Source organism: Pseudomonas sp. D3-27 (assembly GCF_051132165.1).
Lineage (GTDB): Bacteria > Pseudomonadota > Gammaproteobacteria > Pseudomonadales > Pseudomonadaceae > Aquipseudomonas.
On the sequence record NZ_CP071667.1, the window covers coordinates 3959235 to 3982286 of the forward strand.

The following is a 23052-nucleotide window of genomic DNA, read 5'->3' on the forward strand; positions in this document are numbered from 1 at the left end:
TGAGAGTTCCCTCTCCAGGCTTAGACGCTCAATGGCACCCTGCGCGTTATCAATTGTCACAAAGTCTGAATCTGTCAGTCGTAGAATCCGGACATACTTGCGGCCTGACTGCTGTGATCCGACCGAGAAGCCTTATGCCCCGGCGCCTATTCAAACGTTACATGCCTGACCCAGCGAGCATTCGGGAACACAAATCCTTACGCTTTCTCGGTACGCTGCTGCACGACCCCAACCTTTGGCACCTCAATCGCCATTCGGTCGCCCGGGCGATGGCCGTCGGCCTGTTCGCCGCTTTCTTGCCCATTCCCCTGCAAATGCTGCTGGCCGCGGCGCTGGCCATCACGGTTCGCGGCAACATTCCGATTGCCGTGAGCCTGGTCTGGCTGACCAACCCCATCACCATGCCGGCGGTGTTCTTCTGCACTTATCAAACCGGCGCCTGGCTGATGGATGTGCCAGCCCGGACGTTGCCGGACGAATTGACCTGGGAGTGGATCACCCACCAGCTGGCGACGTTGTGGCAGCCGTTTCTGTTGGGTTCGGTGGTGACTGGGTTGGTGCTTGGGGCGCTGGCATACTTCGTGACGATGGCGTACTGGCGCTGGTGGGTTACCAGACAATGGAGGCGGCGCAAGCGGAGTCGGATGTGATGATTTTGGGGTATGTGTATTCACGCACCCCAAAAAAACGAAGAACCCAAGACAATCTCAGGTACGCATTCCCCGCCCACTCACCAGCAACCGCGCGCACCCCACGTAAAGCACCACGGTCGCCACCAGCATGAAGGTGATCGCGATACTGATGCGAATGTCCGACACCCCAAGGATCCCGTAGCGAAACGCGTTGACCATATGCAACACCGGGTTGGCCAGCGATACGGTCTGCCAGAACGGGGGCAGCAAGGAGATCGAATAGAACACCCCACCCAGGTAGGTCAGCGGCGTGAGTACGAAGGTCGGGATGATGGAGATGTCGTCGAAGTTGCGCGCAAACACGGCATTGATGAAACCCAGCAGCGAAAAGATCGTAGCCGTCAGCACCACTACCAGGATCGTCACGCCCAGGTGATGCACCTGCAGGTCGGTGAAGAACAGCGACAGCAGGGTCACGATCAGGCCCACCGCCAATCCTCGCAACACACCGCCCAAGGCAAACCCGATCAGGATCGTATGGGGCGAAACCGGTGAGACCATCAATTCTTCGATCGAACGCTGGAATTTGCTGCCGAAGAAACTCGACACAACGTTGCCGTAGGAGTTGGTGATCACCGACATCATGATCAGCCCCGGCACGATGTAGTCCATGTACGTAAAGCCGCCCATGTCGCCGATCTGCCGGCCGATCAGGTTACCGAAGATCACAAAGTACAAAACCATCGTGATGGCCGGGGGCAGCAAAGTCTGCGGCCAGATCCGCATGAAGCGTCGGACTTCGCGATAAACGATCGTATTGAGGGCGATCAGGTTGGGGCGCAGTTCCGAACTCATACCGCCACCTTCGCCAGGTTTTTTTCCACCAGGGACACGAACAACTCCTCAAGGCGATTGGTCTTGTTGCGCAGGCTCAGCACTTCGATGTTTTGCAGGGCCAGCTGGGTGAACAGCCCGGTAATGCCGACGGATTTGTCGACCTGGACTTCCAGGGTGTGGCCGTCCAGCAGCCGGGCCGGATAGCCTACGAGCTGAGGGGTGACGCTCAAGTCATGCTTGAGATCCAGCAAAAAGGTTTCCACGTGCAATTGGCTCAGCAACTGCCGCATGCTGGTGTTCTCGACGATAGTGCCGTGGTCGATGATGCCGATATTGCGGCACAGCTGCTCGGCTTCTTCCAGATAATGCGTCGTGAGGATAATGGTGATGCCTTTCTGGTTCAGCTCGGTCAGGAAGGTCCACATCGAACGGCGCAGCTCGATGTCCACCCCCGCGGTCGGTTCATCGAGGATCAGCAGGCGCGGTTCATGCACCAGCGCGCGCGCAATCATCAAACGTCGCTTCATGCCACCGGACAACGAACGGGACGGCACGTCGCGCTTGTCCCACAAGCCCAGTTGGGTCAGGTACTGTTCGGCGCGCTCGTTGGCAATCTTCGGCGGGATGCCGTAGTAGCCGGCCTGGGTCACGACGATGTCGAAGGTCTTTTCGAACTGGTTGAAATTGAATTCCTGAGGCACCACGCCGATGCAGCGCTTGAGCGCGGCGGGCGCGCGGTCCAGATCGTGGCCGAAGACATTGACCGTGCCGCCGGTCTTGTTCACCAGAGTGGAAAGAATGCCGATGGTCGTGGATTTGCCTGCCCCGTTCGGGCCAAGCAAGGCGAAGAAATCACCTTCGGCGACGTCCAGATCGATACCACTCAGGGCCTGGAAACCGTTGCCGTAGGTTTTGGTTAACTGCCGTATGGACAGAGCGGAACTCATATCGGATTACGCACCAAGAAGGGGGAAGAAGAACACTAGATAAGGGCGCACGGCGAGCAATGCAACCATGGCGCACGAAGGCAATGGTGCGTGGCGTCGCCGCACAAGTACAGTGAAGTGTGTCGATAGTAACTATTAAGTCAACGCGGTCATGACAGCTTTCTGATAGGCCGGACGCTGCCTGAGCCGTGCATACCAGGCTTGGAGGTTCGGCAGCGCGGCGCGCTCGATGGGCATCTCGAACCAGGCATAAATGAAACTGCCGAGGGGAATGTCGCCCATGCCGATTTCCTCACCGCCAAGGTAAGGCTGTTCGGCCAGGGCCTGGTCGACCATCGCCAGCAGGTCGTCGCACTCCTTGATCGCCGCCTTGATGGCAACCCAGTCCTGCTGCTCGGGCGGGGTGCGCAGGACGCCCCAGAATATCGTGCGAAACGGGGCCGCGAAGCTGGACGTGGTCCAGTCCATCCACTTCTCTGCCTTGGCCCGGGCCTGGACATCGTCGGGGTACCAAGCCGAACCCGATGCATGACGAGCGGCCAGGTAGCGAACGATGGTATTCGACTCCCAGAGCACGAAGCCTTCGTCTTCCAGCATCGGAACCCGACCGTTGGGGTTCTTGGCGCGGTACTGCGGCGTGTCCACCACACCGAAGGCCCCGCCGGCATCGATGGCCTCGTAGGCCAGTCCCAGTTCCTCGGCACACCACAACGCCTTTCGAACATTCGATGAGTTCTTCCGGCCCCAAATCTTCAGCATCTCGGCTTCCTCAAAGGATAAATGCCGCAGCAGCATACGCCGGATGAGGAACGGCTCAAATCATTACCCGCCACGGAGCCGACGCGCGCTGTCGACCCAGCCGGGGCCGACACGGCATTTGCGCCAAACAATGGCGCTTTCTCACGCTGGCAACGAACGATTTCCCACGGTTGTTGCCAACCAGACTGGCGCGATACGTCGAGGGTTTCCCACGAAATCAATCACATCGCGCCGACTGCCGGTTTTGCAGGGGCCGTCTAAGCTCTGAAGGTCGGTTTTGCCTTGGTTCACGGAGGATCACTTATGCTGTTGTTGTGGATACTGGTTCTGGTCGTCGGGGTAGCCTGGCTGGCGCATCGTCGCACCGCCCCGCTACCGGCGCTAGGCATCGTCGCCGTCTACCTGCTGGTGATGGGCATCGCCAGCCATGCACCCGGCTGGCTGATGCTCGTTCTCTGGCTGGTGCTCGCCGCCATCGCGGCACCGCTGCTGCTACCGGACCTGCGCCGCAAATACTTCAGCGCGCCGATGTTCGACTGGTTCCAGAAAACCCTGCCGCCCATGTCCCAGACCGAGCGCGACGCCATCGACGCTGGCACGGTATGGTGGGATGGCGAGCTTTTCAGTGGGCGGCCAGACTGGGACACGCTGCTGGCTTACCCCAAGGTTCGTCTGACCGACGAGGAGCAGGCGTTCCTCGACGGCCCTACCGAAGCGCTTTGTGCGATGGTCAGCGACTGGCAGATCGGCCAGGCGATGGACCTGCCGCCCGAAGCGTGGGCACACATCAAGGAGCATGGTTTTTTCGCCCTGATCATTCCCAAGGAATACGGTGGCAAGGGGTTCTCCGCCTATGCCCACTCCCAGGTGGCAATGAAGCTCGCCACCCGCAGCGGCGACCTGGCTTCCACCGTCATGGTCCCCAATTCCCTCGGCCCCGCGGAACTGTTGCTGCATTACGGCACCGACGAACAACGCAACCATTACCTGCCGCGACTGGCCCGTGGCGACGACATCCCCTGCTTCGCGCTGACCGGCCCACTGGCCGGGTCCGACGCCGGGGCGATGCCCGACACCGGGATCATCTGCAAAGGCGAGTGGCAAGGCGAGGAAACCCTTGGCCTGCGCCTGAACTGGGAAAAGCGCTACATCACCCTAGGCCCGGTCGCCACTCTCCTCGGCCTGGCCTTCAAGGCCTATGACCCGGACCACTTGCTGGGCGACGAAGAAGACCTGGGAATCAGCCTGGCGCTGATCCCCACCGACACGCCCGGCGTTCAGATCGGCCGTCGCCATCTGCCCCTCGGCGCCGCCTTCATGAACGGGCCGAACTGGGGCAAGGATGTCTTCATCCCGCTGGACTTTCTGATCGGCGGCCAGGCCATGCTCGGCAAGGGCTGGATGATGCTGATGAACTGCCTGTCGGTCGGGCGCTCGATTTCATTGCCCGCGGTCGGTACCGGCGCGGCGAAGTTCACCAGCCTGGTCACCGGCCAGTACACCCAGGTGCGTGAACAATTCAACGTGCCGTTGTCGGCCTTCGAAGGCATCCAGGAAGCCATGGCGCGCATCGGTGGCAACGCCTGGCTGATGGACGCCGCGCGCATGCTGACGGCCAACGCGGTGGACCTCGGCGAAAAACCTTCGGTGCTGTCGGCGATCCTCAAGTACCACCTGACCGAACGTGGCCGCGAATGCATCAGCCACGCCATGGACGTTCACGGCGGCAAAGGCATCATCATGGGTCCTAACAACTACCTGGGACGCAGTTGGCAAGGCGCGCCGATTTTCATCACGGTCGAAGGCGCGAATATCCTGTCGCGCAACCTGATGATCTTCGGCCAGGGTGCCATCCGCTGCCATCCGTTCGTGCTCAAGGAAATGGCCCTGGCCACCCGCGAGGACAAAGACCAGGCATTGCTCGAATTCGACGCACTGCTGCTCAAGCACATCGGTTTTGCGGTCAGCAATGCCGCCAGTACCTTGGTGCTGAATCTCGGCCTGGGGCATTTCGATAACGTGCCAGGCAACGCCTTGAGCCAAGGCTGTTTCCGCGCCCTCAACCGGCAAGCGGCGGCATTTGCCTTGCTGGCGGACCTGAGCATGATGTTGCTGGGTGGTGAGCTCAAGCGCCGCGAGCGCTTGTCTGCCCGATTGGGTGATGTGTTGAGCAACCTTTACCTGGCCTCGGCTGCACTCAAGCGCTACCACGATCTCGATTCGCCGGACCATATGGCGCCACTGTTCCAGTGGGCCATGGAAGAAAGCCTGGGTCAGTCGGAGCGGGCGTTGGACGAGCTGCTGGCCAACTTCCCAAGCCGGCTGCTGGGCTGCCTGTTGCGTGTGGTGGTGTTTCCTTTCGGCCGGCGTCATAAAGGTCCGAGCGACCGGCTCGATGCCGAGGTGGCAGCGGTTATCGGTCGCGCCAAGGGCGATCCGACTTTGGAGGAGTTGCTTCAAGGCTGCTATCGCCCACAGTCACAAGATGATCCTGTCGGTGCGCTGCAATACGCCGCCGACCTGCTGGCCACCGCCCATCCGCTGCACAAGAAATTGCACGTGGCATTGAAGCAGGGTCAGCTCGACCCGGCACCTGGAGAGCCCCTTATCGATGCAGCGCTCGAAGCGGGCGTGCTGAATGCAACTGAAGCGCAGACCCTGCGAGCCGCTGAAACGGCACGCCGCAAGGTCATCGACGTGGACGACTTCGACCCGCAAGCGCTGACGCTCACTGAGGACAAAGTCCGTTGATCCGGACGACCAGCATGTAAAAGCGGGCGCAGGCGCTTTATACTCCTGCGCCCGTTTTGCTCTTGAGGACTTATCTCGTGTCCAACGTCGTTGCCGATCACCTCGTCTTGCTTGACCACTTGCGCAGCATCCTGGTCGCCGTGGGTGAGGCCGAACAGGTGCCCGAAGAAAGCCATGCGCTGTTTCTGGAACGCTTTGATGATTTGCGCGCGCAGTTGCCGGTCGATCCGATCGAAAGCCAATACCTGGGCCAGGACCTCTTGTGCCAAGTGATCGTCCGATATCCGCAGATTGCCCACTTGGTGCCTCGCGACCTGCTGTGGTACTTCGGCGGCGATTGCCTTCACTACATGCCCGACGAAGAAATCAACCTGTACCAGGCCTTGGAGGAACGTCGGTTCGAAGCTGAGCAGAACGACGAGCCCTTCGATTGGAACCAGGAAAAACAACTGCTGGCGATGTCGGACCAGGACAGCAAACACTGATCGCAGCCAGTAAAAGAAGGCCCGCACGGCTTACACCTTGCGGGCTTTTTCTTTGCTGTGGAGCAGCGCAACCCAGCCCGATCGCTGAATCATCGCGGCTCGCGACCGCCTGGAGGGCTAGGAGACTTTTTTAGGCGCATAAAAAAACGCCGCTCGAATGAGCGGCGTTTTCTTGAATTTGGAGCGGGAAACGAGACTCGAACTCGCGACCCCGACCTTGGCAAGGTCGTGCTCTACCAACTGAGCTATTCCCGCAAATGGCGTCCCCTAGGGGACTCGAACCCCTGTTACCGCCGTGAAAGGGCGGTGTCCTAGGCCACTAGACGAAGGGGACACACTAACTGGAACACATGGTGTGTATTCCAGTGCCCAAATCCGCATCCGAAGATGTCGGCTCTGGCTTCACTCAGCCCTGCCCGAAAGCAACGCTGTTTAAAATTGGAGCGGGAAACGAGACTCGAACTCGCGACCCCGACCTTGGCAAGGTCGTGCTCTACCAACTGAGCTATTCCCGCATTGGCGTCCCCTAGGGGACTCGAACCCCTGTTACCGCCGTGAAAGGGCGGTGTCCTAGGCCACTAGACGAAGGGGACACACGTACAACATTCACTGCTTATCGCGTTTGGCTAGGTGCTTTACGCTGTAAGTGGCGCGCATTCTATGGATGGATTGGAGGGTCGTCAACCCCCAGATATAAATTTATTTAAATCAATGACTTCCCCCGCTTTGAAGCGGCTTCGCGAATTTTGTCCGCCCGGTCTCTGACGCCTATATTCTGTCACCCGCCAAGGCGCTATAGTCGCACCAGGCAAATAGTGGCAATGTGCATCTACTCCGCTGTAAGCCCTATAAACAGCACGACGCCCGTCTAATCGCGTCGCTCGGGCCTATGCGCTTAAAAGCCAAGCCACTACACTCATGACATGCGTTCCCCATTAAAGAGGTCTTACCGGTGACACCACTCATGATCACCCTGCTCGTCGTAGCCGGGATCGCACTGTTGATCGCCATTGGCTACATGAACCATGTGGTGGAAAACAACAAGCTGGAAAAGGCCCGCACCAAGGTCGAGCTCAACGACCGCCTGCGTCGTTGTGGCGAGCTCACCGAAACCTTCCCCGGCCAGTTGATGACCCCTGCCCTGAAGCTGTTGATCACGCGTCTTGAGCTGAACGTCTGCCAGCGCCTGCTGAATCTCGACAAGTCCAACGCTCAGGTCAAGGCACGCCTGGACGAACTGACTGCACTGGCCGCCCAGGGTGAATCGATTCCGGTCAACAACCCGCCGGCGCCGATCCAGACCGAAGCGAAGGCCAAGGATGTTCGGTTCCTGCTCGAGGCCTTGCACGGCCAGATCACCCGCGCGGCCCAGGACGGTTTCCTGCCCCCCAACGAGGCCAAGCGCTGGGTTCGCGAGGTCCGGCACATTCTGGTGCTGCTGCACATCGAATTCTTCAACAACCTCGGCCAGCAGGCTCTGCAGCAGGAACAGCCCGGGCAGGCTCGCCTGGCGTTCGAGCGTGGTGTCCAGTATTTGCGCAAGCAGCAGGAACCGCAGGTCTATGCCGAACAGCTGGCTTATCTGGAAAAGCTTCTGGCTCGGGCCAATGCCCAGGTCCTGGCGAGCACTCAGCCTGTGGAGGGTGAGGTGAACCAGTTGACCGAGGGGTTGAAGGAAGACGAAGCGAACGACGAGTGGAAGAAAAAGAAGGTCTACGACTGAGGTTGGGGTGCGGAGCGGGATGGGGTGAGAAGGTTGGAACGTGCTGGCCTCTTCGCGGACAAGCCCGCTCCTACAGGATTTGCGGCGACATGAACCTTGTGTTCACCGGACATCCCACGTGGGGGCCAGCTTGCTGGCGATAGTGGCAGCAACAGCTCCCCAACTCACAACTTGAAATGCCCCACCATTCCTTTCAACTCAACGCCCAACTGCGCCAGTTCAACGCTGGAGGCAGCATTACCCTGCATGGCCACGGATGATTGATCGGCGCTGGCGCGGATGCTGGTGACGCTGCGGTTGATTTCTTCGGCCACGGAGCTTTGTTGTTCGGCGGCCGCTGCGATCTGCTGGTTCATTTGCTGGATCAACGACACCGCCGCCGCGATGCTGCCTAGCGCGCTTTCGGTCTGCAATGCATCGCTGACCGCCATTTTTACCAGCTCGCCACTGCTCTGGATTTGCTGTACGGACGCTTGAGCAGCAGAGCGTAGCGCGCTGACCAGGCGCTCGATTTCCTCGGTGGACTGTTGCGTGCGCCTGGCCAGGGCCCGCACTTCATCGGCCACCACCGCGAACCCCCTGCCCTGTTCGCCAGCCCGCGCCGCCTCGATAGCTGCGTTGAGCGCCAACAGATTGGTTTGCTCGGCGACACTCTTGATCACGCTCAGCACGGTGCCGATGTTTTGTATCTCGGCGCTCAGGCTTTCGATGCTGGTGCTCGCCATGGTCGCCGAGTCAGCCAGTTGCTCGATACGGACCATGCTCTGGCGCACGACCTGCTGGCCGCTTTCGACTTTATCATCAGCCGTCTGGGCCGCTTGCGCCGCCTCCTCCGCATTGCGGGCTACATCGTGAACCGTGGCAGTCATCTGGTTCATCGCCGTGGCCACTTGCTCGGTTTCTTCCTTCTGGCTGCTGACTTCCAGGTTGGTCTGCTCAGTGACGGACGACAGCGACTGGGCGGAGTTGGCCAGTTGGTCGATGCCAGCCTGCAAACCGCTGACGATACTGCTCAAGCCGGCACCCATCTGTTGCATCGCCAACATCAGCTGGCCAATCTCATCCCGGCGCATCACTTCGACCTTGGCGCTCAGGTCCCCGGCGGCGATCCGCTGGGCGACACGGATCACACTGCGCAGCGGGGCGACGATCAACCGGGTAATCACCCAGGCCGCGATCAATCCAACCAGCAGCGCCAAAGCCGACGAGCCGATGATCATCAACGAATTTTTCTTAAGTTCCGCCTGCATGGCACTGTCTTCGGCGCTGTAGGCCTGGTCGACCCGCGCCATCACCTGATCGGCCCGCTCATGCAATTGCTGGTAGACGATTTTTTCCTTAGCCAGCAGCGCGGTGTATTCCGCCAGTTGCTGATTGAACCCGCCGATGTGCCCGGCGACCTCGTTGAGTACGGTCTGGTAACCCGGGTCCTTGACCGCGCCCTTGAGCGCTTCCGCCAACTTCATGGCCTGCTCGGCCTGTTCGATATTGCCCTGCCCGGCAGCCTCATCACTGCCTTTACGGCTTTGGTCCAACCGAACGCGCGCTTCGTTCATCGACTGCAGCATAAGTCGCGACACTTCGCTGACCTGGTTGGCCTGCTCGATGAACTCTGCACCCTCCTTGCCCTCGGAATCCTTCAAGGTATAGGCGCCATCATCGGCGAGTCCGGCCTGCAATACATCCAGGTTGTTGGCGACACTGGACACCGACCAGCTGGCCATTTCCAGCGCCAGGTCCTTGCTCTGGCTCAGCCCGACGAACTCATCGAAGGCCTTGCGATACGCCGTCAGCGCCTGCTCCACCTCATTCATCACCGCCGCATTGCCGTCTGACCGTGCCCTGAGGTCGTTCGCCAGGGCCAACAAGCCATCGACCCCCTGTCGCAGGGCATCGGCGGACTTGGGGTCTGAACGCAAGGCAAATTCCTGCTCCAGCAGCCGGACCTTGAGCAACTGGCTGTTGAGGGATGACATCTGCTTCAAGCCGTCGAAGCGATGGCTGATGGTTTGCAGGGACCAGACGCCAATGGCCGCCACTACTGCGGTAAGCAGCAGCACCAGGACAAAGCCGATACCCAATTTCTTTGCCATACCCAGGTTGGCAAAACGTCCTTGCACGGCCGAAATCATTGTGCCCAGTCCTCTGCCGGTGTGTGTTGATTGCAGATTCGCAACGAGACGCCCCGCAACACAAGATGCTGGCGTCGGAATAATGGCAAAAAGCTACAGCCGCGTCGTTTTCAGGACATTTGAGGTCGATCCAGAGCCGTGGCCCGGAAGAAAGCCAAGGCCCTGGGATCCCGCGCATAGGCGACGTTGACCCGCAGCCAATCCGTCTCGGCACCCGATGGGCTGAACGCCGTGCGGGATGACAACTGAATGCCGCACCGCCTGGCCAGACGCTGTACCTCAGCATAGTCACACAGCGGCGGACGTGCCCAGATGAACAGGCCTCCCGCCGGTTTGCCGAATACTTTCCAGTCGGCATCCTCCAAAAGCTGCAACGCCACCGCCATGTCGGCATTGAGGCGCTGGCGCTGGCGCTGGACCAGCTTGCGATAGGCGCCATTGGCCAGGAGGCTGGCCAGCACGGACTCGGCGAATCGGGAACCGCCCCGGCAAGTGATCTCCTTGATCTCGCCCAGACGCGCGATGACGGAGGGCGCCGCCACCATGAACCCGACGCGTAAAGAGCTGCTCAAGGTCTTGGAGAAGCTGCCCAGGTAGACCACGTCGGTATCCAGCGCCGCCAATCGGGCCCGCGTTGGCCCCTGGAAATCGGCGTAGACATCATCTTCGATGACCAGCATCGCGTGCTCTTGCGCCAGTTGCAGCAGACGCTGGGCCACCGCCGGCGCCAGGCTGCTGCCGGTTGGGTTGTGGCAGGCGCTGTTGACGAAAATAGCGCTGGGTCGATGAACCGCCAGCAGGCGTTGAAGGGCGTCGACGTCCGGGCCCCGGGGTGTCTTGGGCAGCTCGATCATGTCTATCTTGTGCAGCCTGAGCAGGTCGAACAGCTTCGAGTAACCGGGGCTCTCCACCACCACGCAGCATCCCGGTCGCAGAAGCGTGCGCACAATCAGGTCGAGCCCGTGAGTAGCGCCCAGGGTGGTCAGGATGCGTTTTTCATCGGCATCGATATCGAACTGTTTCAATCTCCTGGACAGCTGCTCACGCAGGGCTGGCAGTCCCAGTGGCGTGCTGTAGTTGAACAACCCCGCCATGTCGGTGCGAGTCACCTGACGTATCGCATACCCCAGGTCATCACTTTCGCGCCAGCTTTCAGGCAGCCCGCCGCCGCCCAGCTTCAGCGCTTGATACATAACGCCTGCCGGGGCGTCATGATCGGCCAATACACCTTGCAGCCAGCCATGGGCCAAGGCTTCTTCCGTTGCGCAAGCGGCCGGAGCCACGACAAAACTCGAACCGTGGCGCGACGCCAGCAAGCCCTGGGCGACCAAACGCTGGCAGGCTTCATGGACGCTCGCCTGACTCAGCAGGTTCTCCCGTGCCAGCTGGCGGATCGATGGCAGGCGAGTCCCCGGCTCCACCGCGCCCTGTCGAATCCAGCAGGCCAACGCATCGACAATTTGCTGCACGACGGGCACCAGGGCCTGCCGGTCGATTCTCAACTCCATGAGTAACCAAGCTCCTAAGCGTTTGTTTTATTTCCACAAACAGTTAAGCACAGGGCGATGCTGGGCGATGTAAGAGAACACGCAAAAACGGCTGATTCTCATTTCTTGAAATACAATGGCAAACCCATCAGGGGAACCTTTGCCCTCCAAAGAAAAACCCGCAACCAGTGCGGGCTTTGTCCTGCAGCGAGAAAAGCGCTTGTCGGTATCAGATTGCCGTAGCCCCCCCATCCACCGCCAACGCCTGGCCCGTGGTGAATGCCGCGCCGTCGCAGCATAAATACAACACGGCGCTGGCGATTTCCTCGACCTTGCCGATTCTGCCCACCGGATGCATCGAGTTGGCGTATTCGCCTTTTCTCGGGTCCGCCTCATAGGCCCGACGAAACATGTCTGTATCGATCACCGCCGGGCACACCGCATTAACGCGGATTTTCTTCTTGGCATATTCAATCGCCGCAGACTTGGTCAAGCCGATCACCGCATGCTTGGACGCCGCGTAGATGCTCATCTTTGGCGCCGCCCCAAGCCCGGCCACCGAGGCCGTATTGACGATCGCGCCGCCGCCCTGGGCAAGCAGCAAGGGCAGTTGGTATTTCATGCACAACCAGACGCCTTTAACGTTGACGCCCATGATCGCGTCGAACTCATCCAGCGTCCCGTCAGCCAGTTTGCCCTTCTCGATTTCGATGCCCGCGTTATTGAATGCGTAATCGAGGCGACCGTAGGCGCCGATGACTTCATTCATGAGATTTTGCACGTCGCTGTCCAGTGTCACGTCGCAGCGCACGAACACAGCCTCGCCACCCGCATCGCGAATCAACTGCACCGTGCCTTCGCCACCCGCGACGTCCAGGTCGGCGACGACTACCTTCAGGTGCTGTGCTGCGAACGCCTGGGCCGTGGCGCGACCAATGCCCGCCGCGCCGCCCGTCACCACGGCAACCTGTCCGGAAAACGTCATGCTCATCGTCAATGCCTCGAAGAATTACCGTTGTCGCTGCAATATAGCCATCCATCGCTTCGGTGCGGCAGCACTATCCAACCGCCGGTTGGCGTCGCATGAACGCCAGTGATAACGATACCCGGCGGATTATCACTGGGTTGGATCGATGTGCATTCGCTGTATCGGCAAACCTTGCAGCGAAGGCTCCAAGCGTCTATCAACAAGGCTTCATTCATCTTGAGTGCCTGTCATGACCGCCCTGACCAACCGCCAGTTCCTGCTCGCCAAACGCCCGGTGGGCGCCGCTACCCGTGAGACGTTCACTTATCAACAAGTCCCGGTCGGCGAGCCGGCACCCGGCCAGATCCTGGTCAAGAACGAGTACCTGTCCCTGGACCCGGCCATGCGTGGCTGGATGAATGAGGGAAAATCGTACATCCCGCCGGTCGGCATTGGTGAGGTCATGCGCGCCTTGGGCGTAGGCCAGGTCGTCGCCTCGAATAACCCCGGATACGCGGTAGGCGACTACGTGAACGGTGCCTTGGGTGTGCAGGATTATTTCCTCGGCGAGCCGCGAGGCTTCTACAAAGTCGATCCGAAACTGGCGCCGCTGCCACGTTATCTGTCAGCGCTGGGCATGACGGGCATGACCGCCTATTTCGCTCTGTTGGATGTCGGCGCACCGAAGGCCGGCGAAACCGTGGTCCTGTCCGGTGCCGCCGGGGCGGTAGGCAGCATTGCCGGGCAAATTGCCAAGATCAAAGGCTGTCGGGTGGTCGGCATCGCTGGCGGCGCTGACAAATGCAAATTCCTGATCGATGAGCTGGGCTTCGACGGTGCCATCGATTACAAGAGTGAAGACGTTCACGCCGGCCTGAAGCGCGAATGCCCCAAAGGCGTGGATGTGTATTTCGATAACGTTGGCGGCGACATTCTCGATGCGGTGCTCAGCCGTTTGAACCTCAAGGCCCGCGTGGTGATCTGCGGCGCCATCAGCCAATACAACAACAAAGAAGCGGTCAAGGGCCCGGCCAATTACCTGTCGCTGTTGGTCAACCGCGCGCGGATGGAAGGGTTCGTGGTCATGGACTATGCCTCGCAGTTCGCCGCCGCCGGGCAGGAAATGGCCGGCTGGATGGCCAAGGGGCAGCTCAAGAGCAAGGAAGACATCGTCGAAGGGCTGGAGACATTCCCCGAGACGCTGACCAAATTGTTCAGTGGTGAGAATTTTGGGAAGTTGGTGTTGAAGGTCTGAGGCACATCACTGTGAGTGGCCGACGCAAAACAACTGTGGGGGCAAGCTCGCTCCCACAGGGGCCCGCGTAGTTGGGTCAGGCCAGCTCCGCCACTACCGCCGCCAGCGCCTTGGCCGGATCGGCTGCCTGGCTGATCGGCCGGCCGATCACCAGGTAGTCGGAGCCAGCGTCCAGTGCCTGGCGCGGGGTCAGGATGCGGCGCTGGTCGTCCTGGGCACTGCCCGCCGGGCGAATGCCCGGGGTCACCAGTTGCAGCGAGGGGTGGGCCGTTTTCAGGGCGTTGGCCTCTAAGGCCGAGCAAACCAGGCCGTCCATTCCCGCCTTTTGTGCCAGCGCCGCCAGGCGCAGCACTTGCTCCTGGGGCTCGATGTCCAGGCCGATGCCCGCCAGGTCTTCACGCTCCATGCTGGTCAGCACGGTCACGCCGATCAGCAACGGCTTGGGGCCGTTGCGCTGGTCCAGCACTTCACGACAGGCAGCCATCATGCGCAGGCCACCGGAGCAATGCACATTGACCATCCACACGCCCATTTCCGCAGCGGCCTTGACGGCCATGGCGGTGGTATTGGGGATATCGTGGAACTTGAGGTCCAGGAACACTTCGAAACCCTTGTCCCGCAGGGTTCCGACGATTTCCGACGCGCAGCTGGTGAACAGCTCCTTGCCGACCTTGACCCGGCAGAGCTTGGGGTCCAACTGGTCGGCCAGCTTCAGGGCGGCGTCACGGGTAGGAAAATCCAGGGCGACGATGATAGGCGTCTGGCAGGCGGACATGGATGAGCTCTCAGGCAAGTCGAAATCGGCGCGCATTGTAGCGGAACCAGCGCCCTAGCGGGACCCGATGATCGGCAAATCATTGATCGGCCCTACCGTCATGTGTGTCAACGCCGATACATTCATGACATGCGCATAACACGACGGGACGCTACCCTCAGCCGCCGAACGCCGCTCTTTCAACGCTTCACGGCCCACCGCCGCGAAGCTTATGCTTCCCCCCCCCCCGCCGCCTTCTTTCGGTTGGCAGCCCCAATGGCAGATGATGCATCTCATGCAGTACACCCCTGAAGCAAATTCTGGCGATCAGAAAGTGTCCGACGACGACAGGCGCTGGAGCACCCGCGCGCTGATCGTCGATGACGACGTACCGATCCGCGAGCTGCTGATCGACTACCTGGGCCGCTTCGGCATTCGCGCCAGTGGCGTAACCGATGGCGCGGCCATGCGCCAGGCGATGCAGGCCGAACACTTCGACGTGATCGTGCTGGACCTGATGCTGCCGGGCGAAGACGGCTTGCAACTGTGCCGCTGGCTGCGCGCCGAGTCGAATATTCCAATCCTGATGCTGACGGCCCGCTGCGAACCCACCGACCGCATCATCGGCCTGGAGTTGGGCGCGGATGATTACATGGCCAAACCTTTTGAACCCCGGGAGCTGGTGGCGCGAATCCAGACCATCCTGCGCCGGGTGCGCGACGATCGCAGCGAGCAGCGCGCCAACATTCGCTTCGATAGCTGGCGGCTCAACAGCGTGCTGCGCCAACTGGTTTCCGCCAACGGGCTGGTAGTGCCCCTCTCCAACGCAGAATTCCGCCTGTTGTGGGTGTTCATCGAGCGACCACGCCGAGTGCTCAGCCGTGAACAATTGCTGGACGCCGCGCGCGGTCGCTCGATCGAGGCCTTCGACCGCAGTATCGATCTGCTGGTCTCGCGCTTGCGCCAGAAACTGGGGGACGATCCGAAGGCTCCGCAGTTGATCAAGACCGTGCGCGGTGAAGGCTACCTGTTCGATGCGCGGGATATCGGTTGATGCGCCTGCGCTTCGATTCCCTGTTTGGCCGCCTGTTCGGCGTGCTGCTGGTGGCGATCGTGCTGGCGCACCTGCTGGCCTTCGCCTGGTTTTTTCATTACGACAAGCCACCTCCCGGGCCGCCCCCGGAATTTTCCCATCAAACCGCAGGTCCCTCGCACTCCGGCCCGCCACCCGGCCCACGCCCCCGGTTTGGCGGGCCTGTGGTGCCCCTGACGTTTCAATTTGTGTTCCTGATCGTTGCGGCCTGGTACGGCGCCAAGCTGTTGACTCGGCCCATCCAGCGACTGAGCGACGCCGCCCAACGGCTGAGCGAGGACCTCCATAGCCCGCCATTGGAGGAGAACGGTCCGCGGGAGGCCCGCCAAGCCGCCCATACGTTCAACCTGATGCAACAACGGATCCGCGAGCAGGTGCAGCAACGCTCGCGCATGCTTGGCGCGGTATCCCATGATCTGCGCACCCCACTTGCGCGACTCAAGCTGCGCCTGGAGCAGATCAACGACCCCCGGCTGCAGGATCAGATGCGTCAAGACCTGGACGATATGATCGGCATGCTCGACGCGACCCTGACCTATCTCCACGAACAACGCACCAGCGAAGCGTTGCAATGGATGGACGTGCAGGCGCTGGTTGAATCATTAAGCGAAAACGCCCAGGACCACGGCGCCAATGTGCATGCCAGCGGTACCTGCGCGCCCTTGCGGGTGCAACCGATGGCACTGCGTTCATGCATCAACAACCTCATCGACAATGCCGTGCGCTACGCTGGCGACGCATCGATCGTGCTGGACGATCAGCAGCACCAATTGCTGATCCGGGTGATTGACCACGGCCCTGGCATTGCGGCGGACAAGCGCGAAGCGGTATTCGAGCCATTCTTTCGCCTGGAGGGTTCGCGCAACCGCAACTCGGGAGGCGTCGGCCTGGGCATGACCATTGCCCGGGAGGCTGCCGAACGCCTGGGCGGGCACTTGAGCCTGGAAGAAACACCCGGCGGCGGGTTGACGGCGGTGATTCGCGTGCCCCGTGTGGCCTGAACCGCTGCGTTACCGCGCCTGGCTCTTGCTCCAATCCGTCAGCAAGCTGTACGCCACCGCCAGCAGGGTCGGGCCGATGAACAACCCGATGAAACCGAACGCGATCAAGCCACCGAACACCCCGAGCAACACGATCACCAACGGCAGGTTTCCACCACGACTGATCAGGTAGGGCTTGAGCACGTTGTCCACGCCACTGATGATGAACGTGCCCCAGATACCCAGGAACACCGCCATCCCATACTCGCCCTTCCACGCCAGCCAGGCCGTGGCGGGTATCCAGACCAGCGGCGGCCCCATGGGAATCAGGCTGAGCAGGAAGGTGACGATACCCAGTACCAGCGCACCCGGCACCCCGGCGATCAAAAAGCCGATCAGCGCCAGTACCGCCTGAGCCGCGGCGGTACCGATCACCCCGTTGACCACTCGCTGCACCGTGCCGGCCACCAATTCGACATAGTACCCGGCACGATCACCGATCAGCCGCTCCAGCAGCCCCTGGACAAACGCCGCCAATCGCGGGCCGTCCCGGTAGAAAAAGAACACGAACACGATGCTCAGGGTCAGTTCGAGGATTCCGCCGCCGATCTGTGCGCTACGGGCCAGCAACCAGTTGCCGACACGTCCCAGGTAGGGCTTGATGGACACCATCATCGCCGCGCCCTGCTGGTCGATGCTGTTCCAGAGCGTTACCAGGCGCCCGCCCACCAGCGGTACGCCGGCGAGCCAGTCGGGTGCTTCGGGCAGGCCATCGACCTGCACATCCCTGACAAAGGCCGTGGCATCGCGCACATGATCGGCGAGATTGAAGCCCAGCCACACCAGCGGCACCGCCACCAGCAACATCCAGCCGACCGTCAGCAAGGCCGCCGCCAAGGATTCGCGACCGTTGACCCAACGGGTCAGCAGGCGCATCAGTGGCCAACTGGCAAAAGCGAGCACAGCCCCCCAGAACAGCGCCGACCAGAACGGAGCCATCACCCAGAGGCTGGCCCCGAACAACACCAGGAGCAGTATTTGCACCAACAGCCGATCGTTATTGAGCATGTAAGGTCTCGAGAAATGAACAAGGCCGGGCTAGGACGACACGCGCGTTTGCCACGTCAGCTTATCGCAACAGCTCCAGGTGCAAGCCCGCCGTGTTACCGCCGGCCGCTTCCATTCTTGCCGCCCGGACGCCCTGCTCGACCAGCGCCTGGCGCCACGCCTCGGCGTGTGGGCCGGCGACGCTGACCCGAAGGCCGGTGTCCAGGTTCAAGGCCCGAGACAACAGGCGTAGCCAGGCTTCCTCCGGTTCGCCGGCAAGACGCGGCAAGTCCAGCACGCCGGTGTCCTTGAGCTGGCGCAACAACGTGGCAGAAGTCGGCAGCACATCCCCCAGGGGCGCGCTCGCTTCGAACTGCTCGACATGCAGGTAGGCCTTGCGGTTGCCACGGGTGATGGCATACAGCGCGATCAGCGTGTTGTCCGCCGGCGGCGCCAGGCGCAGCAACAGGTAGGCCTGGCCATTGTCGGCGCCATAGAGCTTGGCATTGCCGAACACTTCGTTGGCCCACAGGCTGCTTTCGCCACAATCGCGGGCCTGGCACCAGAACAGCAGCTCCGCGCCCTGTTTCTGCAAGGCTTCGCGGGCGGCGGTGAACGCTTGTGTGGCGGTATGTTCCGGCGGCAGTTCGTAGGTCACCGAGGTGGCGTTGCCACGGGCATCGACCTGCCCGTCGAAACGCAGTTGGCCGCTGATCTTGCGAATCGACCCCATGGGGTAGATACGCTCAAGGTCGCTGGCTTGCCGATAATCGACGATTTGCGCGTCCGGCATGCGCGGCACGCGTTCCAGATCCTGGCTGCCGGGTACATCGGCAGCCAGGGATAGCGGGCTGAAACCGGCCAGTGCCAGCAGGACGAATGAACGAATGGATAGTTTCATTGGATCGGCTTGGCCTGGGTCCGCGCGACGCAGAGGCGTTCATCAATGCACAGCAAGGCAAGTGAATGGATATCTGTCATGGTTGGCTCCCTTTCAACCCGCCCAGCCTCGACACTTGCCCGGCGCAAGTCAAGAAACGCTGAAGAACCGATTGAAACAGTCTGCTACAAGAGCGGCACCGACCTCGTCGTTCAGGTGCAGATGATGGCCGCCAGGTAACTGTTCATGACTGAAGGGTAGACGCTCCAGCAATTCGGGGTGCTGGGCAAGCATGCCGTCGGCCGCGACCACCAAGTGCGCGGGGCAAGCGACCCGCGCGACGAAGGCCATGGCCTGTTCGTCGGTCAGGCGCAGCGGCGAGGGCAAGGTCAGGCGATTGTCGGTGCGCCAGGTGAACCCTCCCGGCACCGGCATCAAGCCGCGCTGGGCCAGTAGCTCGGCGGCTTCGCGACTGACTGCCACCAGTCCCTTCATACGCGCTTCGATGGCCCGGTCGAGGGTTTTGTAGACGGGTTTGCGTTTTTGCTGCAAATCCAGTTGCGCTTGCAGGGCCATGCCCATGCGCTCGGCCGCATTGTCGCCTTTCGCTGTAGGAGGAATCACCCCATCGATCAAGGCCAGATGACTGATCCGCTCCGGCAAGGCACCGGCCAGGACCAGCGAGACAATGGCCCCCATGGAATGCCCCAGCAGCCCGAAACGCTTCAAGCCCAGTTGCTCGGCGACTTGCAGCACATCGTGGGCATAATCCCACAGGGCATAGCCGGCGCCGGGCGGACGGTGCCCGGAATGTCCGTGACCGGCCATGTCCAAGGCAATCACCCGTACGCCCTGGAGCATAGGCGCCAGCCGGGCGAAGCTGTTAGCGTTGTCCAGCCAGCCATGCAGGGCAATCACCGGCCGGCCATCTTCCGGCCCGAACAAATGGGCCGCCAACTCGATGTGGGGCAGGCTCAGGCGAATTTCTTCGACGACGCTCATGGGCTACGACCCTGCCAGCGCTGCAGCAGGCCCTTGAGCAAGTTGGCCGTGTCCTGGGGATATTCGAGTGGAAACATGTGACCACCCGGCATGGTCAAGGATTCGCCCAAGGGCATGCGGCTCACGGATCGGGCGTGATGACGCATCACCACCCGACTCTGTCGGCCCCGCACTACCGCCAACGGGATGTCGAGCTTTCGAGCCCTCCCGGGGCTGGTGTGCGGCACGCCTCGGTAGATGCTGATTTCCGTGGCCGGGTCGAAGCGCAGCCGCAACCGATCACCAACCGGTTGCAAGCCATGTTGCAGGTACGCTTCGAAGCACTCCGGGTCGAAACCGCGAAACAACGTCTTGCCGGCAAAATATTCTCGCGCCGACGCCAGGTCGTTGAATTCTTCCCGCCGCCCCAGGGTTCGCCCGGCCGGCGTCAAGCGATCGATGAAGCCCAGGCGCTTGGCGGCAAGAATCAGCCAGCGGTCGGCGCGGGTCAGGACCGGGGAATCGAGCATGACCACACCACGATACAACTGCGGGCAGCGCAACGCCGCATGCAAATGCAGTACGCCGCCCAGAGAATGCCCGACGCCCCACACCGGCTGCGATTGCCGCTCAAGGTGGTGAATCAGTTCGTCCACCAGATTGTTCCAATTGTCGTCGACTGGGAATCGCGGGTCATGGCCGTGCAGTTCGAGGTGGGAAACCTCGTACTGCGGCGCCAGCGCGGCAAACAACTTACCGTAGGTGGCGGAGGGGAAACCATTGGCGTGGGCGAAAAACACCTGTTGCGACATATTGGCCGATCCATTGCGAGAACTGCGACCGATTTTGCGCAGAACCTGATGGTGCGGCAATGACCGGAACTGACAGGAATGATGACAGCAACATTGAGCCTCGAGCTGCAAGCTACAAGTAAAAGCGGGACTGCTTAGCTTGTAACGTCTCTTAGCGCGCCGGCGGCTGTTCACCCAATGGAACTACCGCCATGGTCAGGCGCGATACGCAGTTGACCTTGCCGTCATCATTGACCAGGCGGATGTCCCAGACCTGGGTGGTGCGGCCCAGGTGAACCATCCGGGCCGTCGCGGTTACTCGCCCGCTGCGCACGCCACGCAAGTGGTTGGCGTTGATTTCCAGGCCGACGCAGTAGAACTTGCTCGTGTCGACGCACAGATAGGCCGCCATGGAGCCGACTGTCTCGGCCAGCACCACGGACGCGCCGCCGTGCAACAGGCCGAACGGTTGATGGGTACGATGATCGACCACCATGCTCGCGGTCAGGGATTCGTCGTCGAAAGATTCGAAACGGATGTCCAGCACTTCGCTGATGGTGTTCTTACCGGCCGCGTTCAGTTGTTCAATGTTGGGGGTGGTGCGCCACAGACTCATCGCTGCCCTTCCTTTGTGTTTTTGTTTTGTCTTGGGACGGTTGTTCTCAGGGGTGCCTGAGGCTCTTGAGTTTCATCGAACCGGCCAGCGGCAGGTCGCCCTCCAGCTCGGCCAGGCCTGCCGTCGATACTTGTTCCGGTTGCTGCAAATGACCGTGCTGCAAAAGCCCCAGCAAGCTGCCCACCAGTGGGTTATGGCTGACCAGCAGCACGTTGTCTTGATCATCCAGGTGTTTCAATACCTCGGCCGGACGGGTTTCCGGCGTGAGCCAATCAACCGTGACCAACTCCGGCTCGAACCCCAGCGCCTCGCGAACCAATTGCGCGGTCTGTTGGGCACGTACATAGGGGCTGGCAAAAATGGCCCGCAAGGGCTCGCCCATCAACCGACCGGCGCTGAGCAAGACTTCCTCGCGGCCATGGATGGTCAGCACCCGTTCAAGGTCGGGACGAACACCGTGGGGCTCGGCCTCGCCATGACGCAACACCCACAATTTCATAGCTTCGGCTCCTCGTCCCGGGCGGGATGCGGTGCCGGTGCAACGGTGTGGGGCGTTTCACCTTCCGGTGTGCGTGGGGTTGGCCAGTCGGCGAATGGCCAAGGCTTCTGGTCGCTATGGAAAGTGCCGAAGCGACCGATCTGCGCCAGGAACTGGCTCAGGCTGTCGCCAAAATTCATCAGGCTGGCACTCGGTGCGCCGTAGATCAGCCGGTAGACCAACTGCACCAGCACCACGGCGCCGAGGATCAATTGCGCCACCTGCCAGACCAGCAGGTAAATCACCATCCACAGCACTCGCGGCAGGATGGATTCGTATTGCGGCTGCCCTTTCGGATCGTTCATGGTTCGCTCCTGCTTGCGGTCAACGGAATCAGTTGAAACCGCTGGTGGAAATAAAATCGACGTCGGTCTTGGGTTCGCCACGCATCAACAGTTCGATCACCTGCTCCAGCGTGCGCCCTTCGAACAGGATCGCATGCAGACCGGCGACCAGCGGCATGTACACGCCGGCTTCCTGGGACTTGGCCTTGAGCACCTTGAGGGTGTTGACCCCTTCGGCCACTTCGCCCAGGCGCGAGACGGCCTCGTCCAGGCTCAGGCCTTGGCCGAGTGCGAAACCGACCTGATAGTTGCGGCTCTTGGGCGAGGAACAGGTGACGATCAGATCGCCCACGCCGGCCAGGCCGAGGAAGGTCATCGGGTTGGCGCCCTGGCTCACGGCGAAACGGGTCATTTCCGCCAGCGCCCGAGTGATCAGCATGCTCTTGGTGTTCTCGCCCATGCCCAGGGCGACCGCCATGCCGGCGATGATCGCATAGACGTTCTTCAGCGCACCGCCCAGCTCCACGCCGAAACGATCCGCGCTGGCATAGACCCGGAAGGTGCGGCCATGCAGCGCGGCCTGGACCTGCTGGCACAGCTCTTCATCTTCGCTGGCGACGACGGTGGCGGTCAGGGCGTGTTCGGCAATCTCCCGCGCCAGGTTAGGCCCGGATATCACGCCGATTCGCGCCTTGGGGGCGATGTCCGCAAGAATCTCGCTCATCAGCTTGAACGTTTGCGCCTCGATGCCTTTGGTCAGGCTCACCAGCAATTTGCCGCTCAAGCGCTCGGCGTGCGGTGCCAGCACCGAACGCAGGGCGCTAGAGGGCAAGGCGACAAAAAACAGATCGCTATTTTGGAGCGTGGCCTGCAAATCGGTCACCGGCTCGACTTCAGGGCGGACCTTGATGCCTTTGAGATAACGCGGATTTTCCCGGTTGACCCGGATGGCCTCGGCCTGCTCCGGGTCACGCATCCACTGGCGCACCGCGTGGCCATTCTCCGCCAGCAGGTTAGCCACGGCGGTGCCGAAACTCCCGCCTCCCAGGACCGCAATCGGGCGCTGTTCAGTCATATGCAATCCGCTCTTCCATACCAAGTGGCAATGCCGGG

22 protein-coding genes, 4 tRNA genes and 1 pseudogene are annotated in these 23052 nt (G+C 61.3%); 7 read left to right on the forward strand and 20 right to left on the reverse strand.

Annotated elements, in window-relative coordinates; translation table 11 throughout:
- Positions 1–134: 134 nt before the first annotated feature.
- Positions 135–650, forward strand: coding sequence for a DUF2062 domain-containing protein (locus tag J3P92_RS17860; RefSeq protein WP_420766897.1), 516 nt, complete (start codon positions 135–137; stop codon positions 648–650).
- Between the two features lie 57 nt (positions 651–707).
- On the opposite strand, the gene J3P92_RS17865 is transcribed toward J3P92_RS17860, so the two are convergent.
- The 3 genes from J3P92_RS17865 to J3P92_RS17875 all read right to left on the reverse strand — a co-directional run bounded on the left by J3P92_RS17865 (position 708) and on the right by J3P92_RS17875 (position 3175).
- Positions 708–1487, reverse strand: coding sequence for an ABC transporter permease (locus J3P92_RS17865; protein WP_420766898.1), 780 nt, complete (start codon positions 1485–1487; stop codon positions 708–710).
- Positions 1484–2416 (reverse strand): ABC transporter ATP-binding protein, encoded by a 933-nt coding sequence (locus J3P92_RS17870; RefSeq protein WP_420766899.1) that lies wholly within the window; start codon positions 2414–2416, stop codon positions 1484–1486. Before J3P92_RS17870 ends, J3P92_RS17865 begins: the two co-directional genes overlap by 4 nt.
- Positions 2417–2551: 135 nt before the next feature.
- On the reverse strand, positions 2552–3175 hold the full coding sequence (locus J3P92_RS17875) for a glutathione S-transferase family protein (RefSeq protein WP_434648563.1): 624 nt from the start codon (positions 3173–3175) through the stop codon (positions 2552–2554).
- 303 nt (positions 3176–3478) lie between these two features.
- Here J3P92_RS17875 and J3P92_RS17880 point away from each other — a divergent pair, with 303 nt between their 5' ends.
- Positions 3479–5926 carry an acyl-CoA dehydrogenase gene (locus J3P92_RS17880; RefSeq protein WP_434648566.1) on the forward strand — a complete coding sequence of 816 codons (2448 nt, stop codon included), beginning with the start codon at positions 3479–3481 and terminating at the stop codon, positions 5924–5926.
- 77 nt (positions 5927–6003) lie between these two features.
- Positions 6004–6411 carry a PA2817 family protein gene (locus J3P92_RS17885; RefSeq protein WP_420766902.1) on the forward strand — a complete coding sequence of 136 codons (408 nt, stop codon included), beginning with the start codon at positions 6004–6006 and terminating at the stop codon, positions 6409–6411.
- Between the two features lie 179 nt (positions 6412–6590).
- Here J3P92_RS17885 and J3P92_RS17890 read toward each other — a convergent pair.
- The 4 genes from J3P92_RS17890 to J3P92_RS17905 form a co-directional block, all read right to left on the reverse strand.
- Positions 6591–6666 (reverse strand) — tRNA-Gly (locus J3P92_RS17890).
- A 3-nt stretch (positions 6667–6669) separates the two neighbouring features.
- Positions 6670–6745, reverse strand: a tRNA-Glu gene (locus J3P92_RS17895).
- A gap of 105 nt (positions 6746–6850) precedes the next feature.
- A tRNA-Gly gene (locus J3P92_RS17900) sits at positions 6851–6926 on the reverse strand.
- A gap of 2 nt (positions 6927–6928) precedes the next feature.
- Positions 6929–7004: transfer RNA gene (locus J3P92_RS17905), tRNA-Glu, on the reverse strand.
- Between the two features lie 371 nt (positions 7005–7375).
- On the opposite strand from J3P92_RS17905, the gene J3P92_RS17910 reads away from it, so the two are divergent.
- The gene (locus J3P92_RS17910; RefSeq protein ID WP_434560042.1) at positions 7376–8134 is read left to right on the forward strand and encodes a hypothetical protein; all 759 of its coding nucleotides are present in this window, start codon (positions 7376–7378) and stop codon (positions 8132–8134) included.
- A 164-nt stretch (positions 8135–8298) separates the two neighbouring features.
- Here J3P92_RS17910 and J3P92_RS17915 read toward each other — a convergent pair whose 3' ends face one another.
- From J3P92_RS17915 to J3P92_RS17930, 4 genes and pseudogenes are all read right to left on the reverse strand, one after another.
- The gene (locus tag J3P92_RS17915) at positions 8299–9207 is read right to left on the reverse strand and encodes a methyl-accepting chemotaxis protein (RefSeq protein ID WP_434651150.1); all 909 of its coding nucleotides are present in this window, start codon (positions 9205–9207) and stop codon (positions 8299–8301) included.
- A pseudogene (locus J3P92_RS17920) lies at positions 9208–10266 on the reverse strand (HAMP domain-containing protein); the annotation flags it as partial.
- Positions 10267–10376: 110 nt separating this feature from the next.
- On the reverse strand, positions 10377–11774 hold the full coding sequence (locus J3P92_RS17925) for a PLP-dependent aminotransferase family protein (protein ID WP_434648569.1): 1398 nt from the start codon (positions 11772–11774) through the stop codon (positions 10377–10379).
- Between the two features lie 208 nt (positions 11775–11982).
- On the reverse strand, positions 11983–12744 hold the full coding sequence (locus tag J3P92_RS17930; RefSeq protein ID WP_420766905.1) for an SDR family oxidoreductase: 762 nt from the start codon (positions 12742–12744) through the stop codon (positions 11983–11985).
- Between the two features lie 226 nt (positions 12745–12970).
- Between J3P92_RS17930 and J3P92_RS17935 the strand changes: the two genes are divergently transcribed.
- Positions 12971–13975, forward strand: coding sequence for an NADP-dependent oxidoreductase (locus tag J3P92_RS17935; RefSeq protein ID WP_420766906.1), 1005 nt, complete (start codon positions 12971–12973; stop codon positions 13973–13975).
- Between the two features lie 76 nt (positions 13976–14051).
- On the opposite strand, the gene pyrF is transcribed toward J3P92_RS17935, so the two are convergent.
- Positions 14052–14750 (reverse strand): orotidine-5'-phosphate decarboxylase, encoded by a 699-nt coding sequence (gene pyrF, locus J3P92_RS17940; RefSeq protein WP_420766907.1) that lies wholly within the window; start codon positions 14748–14750, stop codon positions 14052–14054.
- Positions 14751–15024: 274 nt separating this feature from the next.
- On the opposite strand from pyrF, the gene J3P92_RS17945 reads away from it, so the two are divergent.
- Together J3P92_RS17945 and J3P92_RS17950 are read left to right on the forward strand one after the other, a co-directional pair.
- The gene (locus J3P92_RS17945; RefSeq protein ID WP_434648572.1) at positions 15025–15783 is read left to right on the forward strand and encodes a response regulator; all 759 of its coding nucleotides are present in this window, start codon (positions 15025–15027) and stop codon (positions 15781–15783) included.
- Positions 15783–16823, forward strand: a complete 1041-nt coding sequence (locus J3P92_RS17950) for a sensor histidine kinase (protein ID WP_434560046.1) — start codon at positions 15783–15785, stop codon at positions 16821–16823. The genes J3P92_RS17945 and J3P92_RS17950 overlap by 1 nt, the downstream gene beginning before the upstream one ends.
- A gap of 9 nt (positions 16824–16832) precedes the next feature.
- Here J3P92_RS17950 and J3P92_RS17955 read toward each other — a convergent pair whose 3' ends face one another.
- The 8 genes from J3P92_RS17955 to J3P92_RS17990 all read right to left on the reverse strand — a co-directional run bounded on the left by J3P92_RS17955 (position 16833) and on the right by J3P92_RS17990 (position 23014).
- Positions 16833–17870 carry an AI-2E family transporter gene (locus J3P92_RS17955; protein ID WP_420766910.1) on the reverse strand — a complete coding sequence of 346 codons (1038 nt, stop codon included), beginning with the start codon at positions 17868–17870 and terminating at the stop codon, positions 16833–16835.
- Between the two features lie 61 nt (positions 17871–17931).
- Complete coding sequence (locus tag J3P92_RS17960; RefSeq protein ID WP_434648574.1) at positions 17932–18750, reverse strand: DUF4892 domain-containing protein; 819 nt, start codon at positions 18748–18750, stop codon at positions 17932–17934.
- 129 nt (positions 18751–18879) lie between these two features.
- Positions 18880–19731, reverse strand: coding sequence for an alpha/beta hydrolase (locus J3P92_RS17965; protein WP_434607149.1), 852 nt, complete (start codon positions 19729–19731; stop codon positions 18880–18882).
- Positions 19728–20522: an alpha/beta fold hydrolase gene (locus J3P92_RS17970; protein WP_434560052.1), complete on the reverse strand. Its 795-nt coding sequence runs from the start codon at positions 20520–20522 to the stop codon at positions 19728–19730. Before J3P92_RS17970 ends, J3P92_RS17965 begins: the two co-directional genes overlap by 4 nt.
- Positions 20523–20673: 151 nt before the next feature.
- Positions 20674–21117 carry a hotdog fold thioesterase gene (locus J3P92_RS17975; protein WP_420766914.1) on the reverse strand — a complete coding sequence of 148 codons (444 nt, stop codon included), beginning with the start codon at positions 21115–21117 and terminating at the stop codon, positions 20674–20676.
- A 46-nt stretch (positions 21118–21163) separates the two neighbouring features.
- Positions 21164–21616 carry a SixA phosphatase family protein gene (locus J3P92_RS17980; protein WP_434648576.1) on the reverse strand — a complete coding sequence of 151 codons (453 nt, stop codon included), beginning with the start codon at positions 21614–21616 and terminating at the stop codon, positions 21164–21166.
- Positions 21613–21960, reverse strand: a complete 348-nt coding sequence (locus tag J3P92_RS17985) for a DUF4389 domain-containing protein (protein ID WP_434648577.1) — start codon at positions 21958–21960, stop codon at positions 21613–21615. The genes J3P92_RS17980 and J3P92_RS17985 overlap by 4 nt, the downstream gene beginning before the upstream one ends.
- Positions 21961–21988: 28 nt before the next feature.
- Positions 21989–23014, reverse strand: coding sequence for an NAD(P)H-dependent glycerol-3-phosphate dehydrogenase (locus J3P92_RS17990; protein WP_434648579.1), 1026 nt, complete (start codon positions 23012–23014; stop codon positions 21989–21991).
- Positions 23015–23052: the final 38 nt, after the last annotated feature.

Excerpts from the sequence above, each read along its gene's own strand:
- J3P92_RS17975 (WP_420766914.1), bottom strand. The coding sequence starts at position 21,117 with ATGAGTCTGTGGCGCACCACCCCCAACATTGAACAACTGAACGCGGCC.
- pyrF (WP_420766907.1), bottom strand. The coding sequence starts at position 14,750 with ATGTCCGCCTGCCAGACGCCTATCATCGTCGCCCTGGATTTTCCTACC.
- J3P92_RS17950 (WP_434560046.1), top strand. The coding sequence starts at position 15,783 with ATGCGCCTGCGCTTCGATTCCCTGTTTGGCCGCCTGTTCGGCGTGCTG.
- J3P92_RS17910 (WP_434560042.1), top strand. The coding sequence starts at position 7,376 with ATGATCACCCTGCTCGTCGTAGCCGGGATCGCACTGTTGATCGCCATT.
- J3P92_RS17935 (WP_420766906.1), top strand. The coding sequence starts at position 12,971 with ATGACCGCCCTGACCAACCGCCAGTTCCTGCTCGCCAAACGCCCGGTG.
- J3P92_RS17980 (WP_434648576.1), bottom strand. The coding sequence starts at position 21,616 with ATGAAATTGTGGGTGTTGCGTCATGGCGAGGCCGAGCCCCACGGTGTT.
- J3P92_RS17925 (WP_434648569.1), bottom strand. The coding sequence starts at position 11,774 with ATGGAGTTGAGAATCGACCGGCAGGCCCTGGTGCCCGTCGTGCAGCAA.
- J3P92_RS17990 (WP_434648579.1), bottom strand. The coding sequence starts at position 23,014 with ATGACTGAACAGCGCCCGATTGCGGTCCTGGGAGGCGGGAGTTTCGGC.
- J3P92_RS17875 (WP_434648563.1), bottom strand. The coding sequence starts at position 3,175 with ATGCTGAAGATTTGGGGCCGGAAGAACTCATCGAATGTTCGAAAGGCG.
- J3P92_RS17915 (WP_434651150.1), bottom strand. The coding sequence starts at position 9,207 with ATGCGCCGGGATGAGATTGGCCAGCTGATGTTGGCGATGCAACAGATG.
- J3P92_RS17870 (WP_420766899.1), bottom strand. The coding sequence starts at position 2,416 with ATGAGTTCCGCTCTGTCCATACGGCAGTTAACCAAAACCTACGGCAAC.
- J3P92_RS17880 (WP_434648566.1), top strand. The coding sequence starts at position 3,479 with ATGCTGTTGTTGTGGATACTGGTTCTGGTCGTCGGGGTAGCCTGGCTG.
- J3P92_RS17945 (WP_434648572.1), top strand. The coding sequence starts at position 15,025 with ATGCAGTACACCCCTGAAGCAAATTCTGGCGATCAGAAAGTGTCCGAC.
- J3P92_RS17860 (WP_420766897.1), top strand. The coding sequence starts at position 135 with ATGCCCCGGCGCCTATTCAAACGTTACATGCCTGACCCAGCGAGCATT.
- J3P92_RS17865 (WP_420766898.1), bottom strand. The coding sequence starts at position 1,487 with ATGAGTTCGGAACTGCGCCCCAACCTGATCGCCCTCAATACGATCGTT.
- J3P92_RS17930 (WP_420766905.1), bottom strand. The coding sequence starts at position 12,744 with ATGAGCATGACGTTTTCCGGACAGGTTGCCGTGGTGACGGGCGGCGCG.
- J3P92_RS17955 (WP_420766910.1), bottom strand. The coding sequence starts at position 17,870 with ATGCTCAATAACGATCGGCTGTTGGTGCAAATACTGCTCCTGGTGTTG.
- J3P92_RS17965 (WP_434607149.1), bottom strand. The coding sequence starts at position 19,731 with ATGAGCGTCGTCGAAGAAATTCGCCTGAGCCTGCCCCACATCGAGTTG.
- J3P92_RS17970 (WP_434560052.1), bottom strand. The coding sequence starts at position 20,522 with ATGTCGCAACAGGTGTTTTTCGCCCACGCCAATGGTTTCCCCTCCGCC.
- J3P92_RS17985 (WP_434648577.1), bottom strand. The coding sequence starts at position 21,960 with ATGAACGATCCGAAAGGGCAGCCGCAATACGAATCCATCCTGCCGCGA.
- J3P92_RS17960 (WP_434648574.1), bottom strand. The coding sequence starts at position 18,750 with ATGAAACTATCCATTCGTTCATTCGTCCTGCTGGCACTGGCCGGTTTC.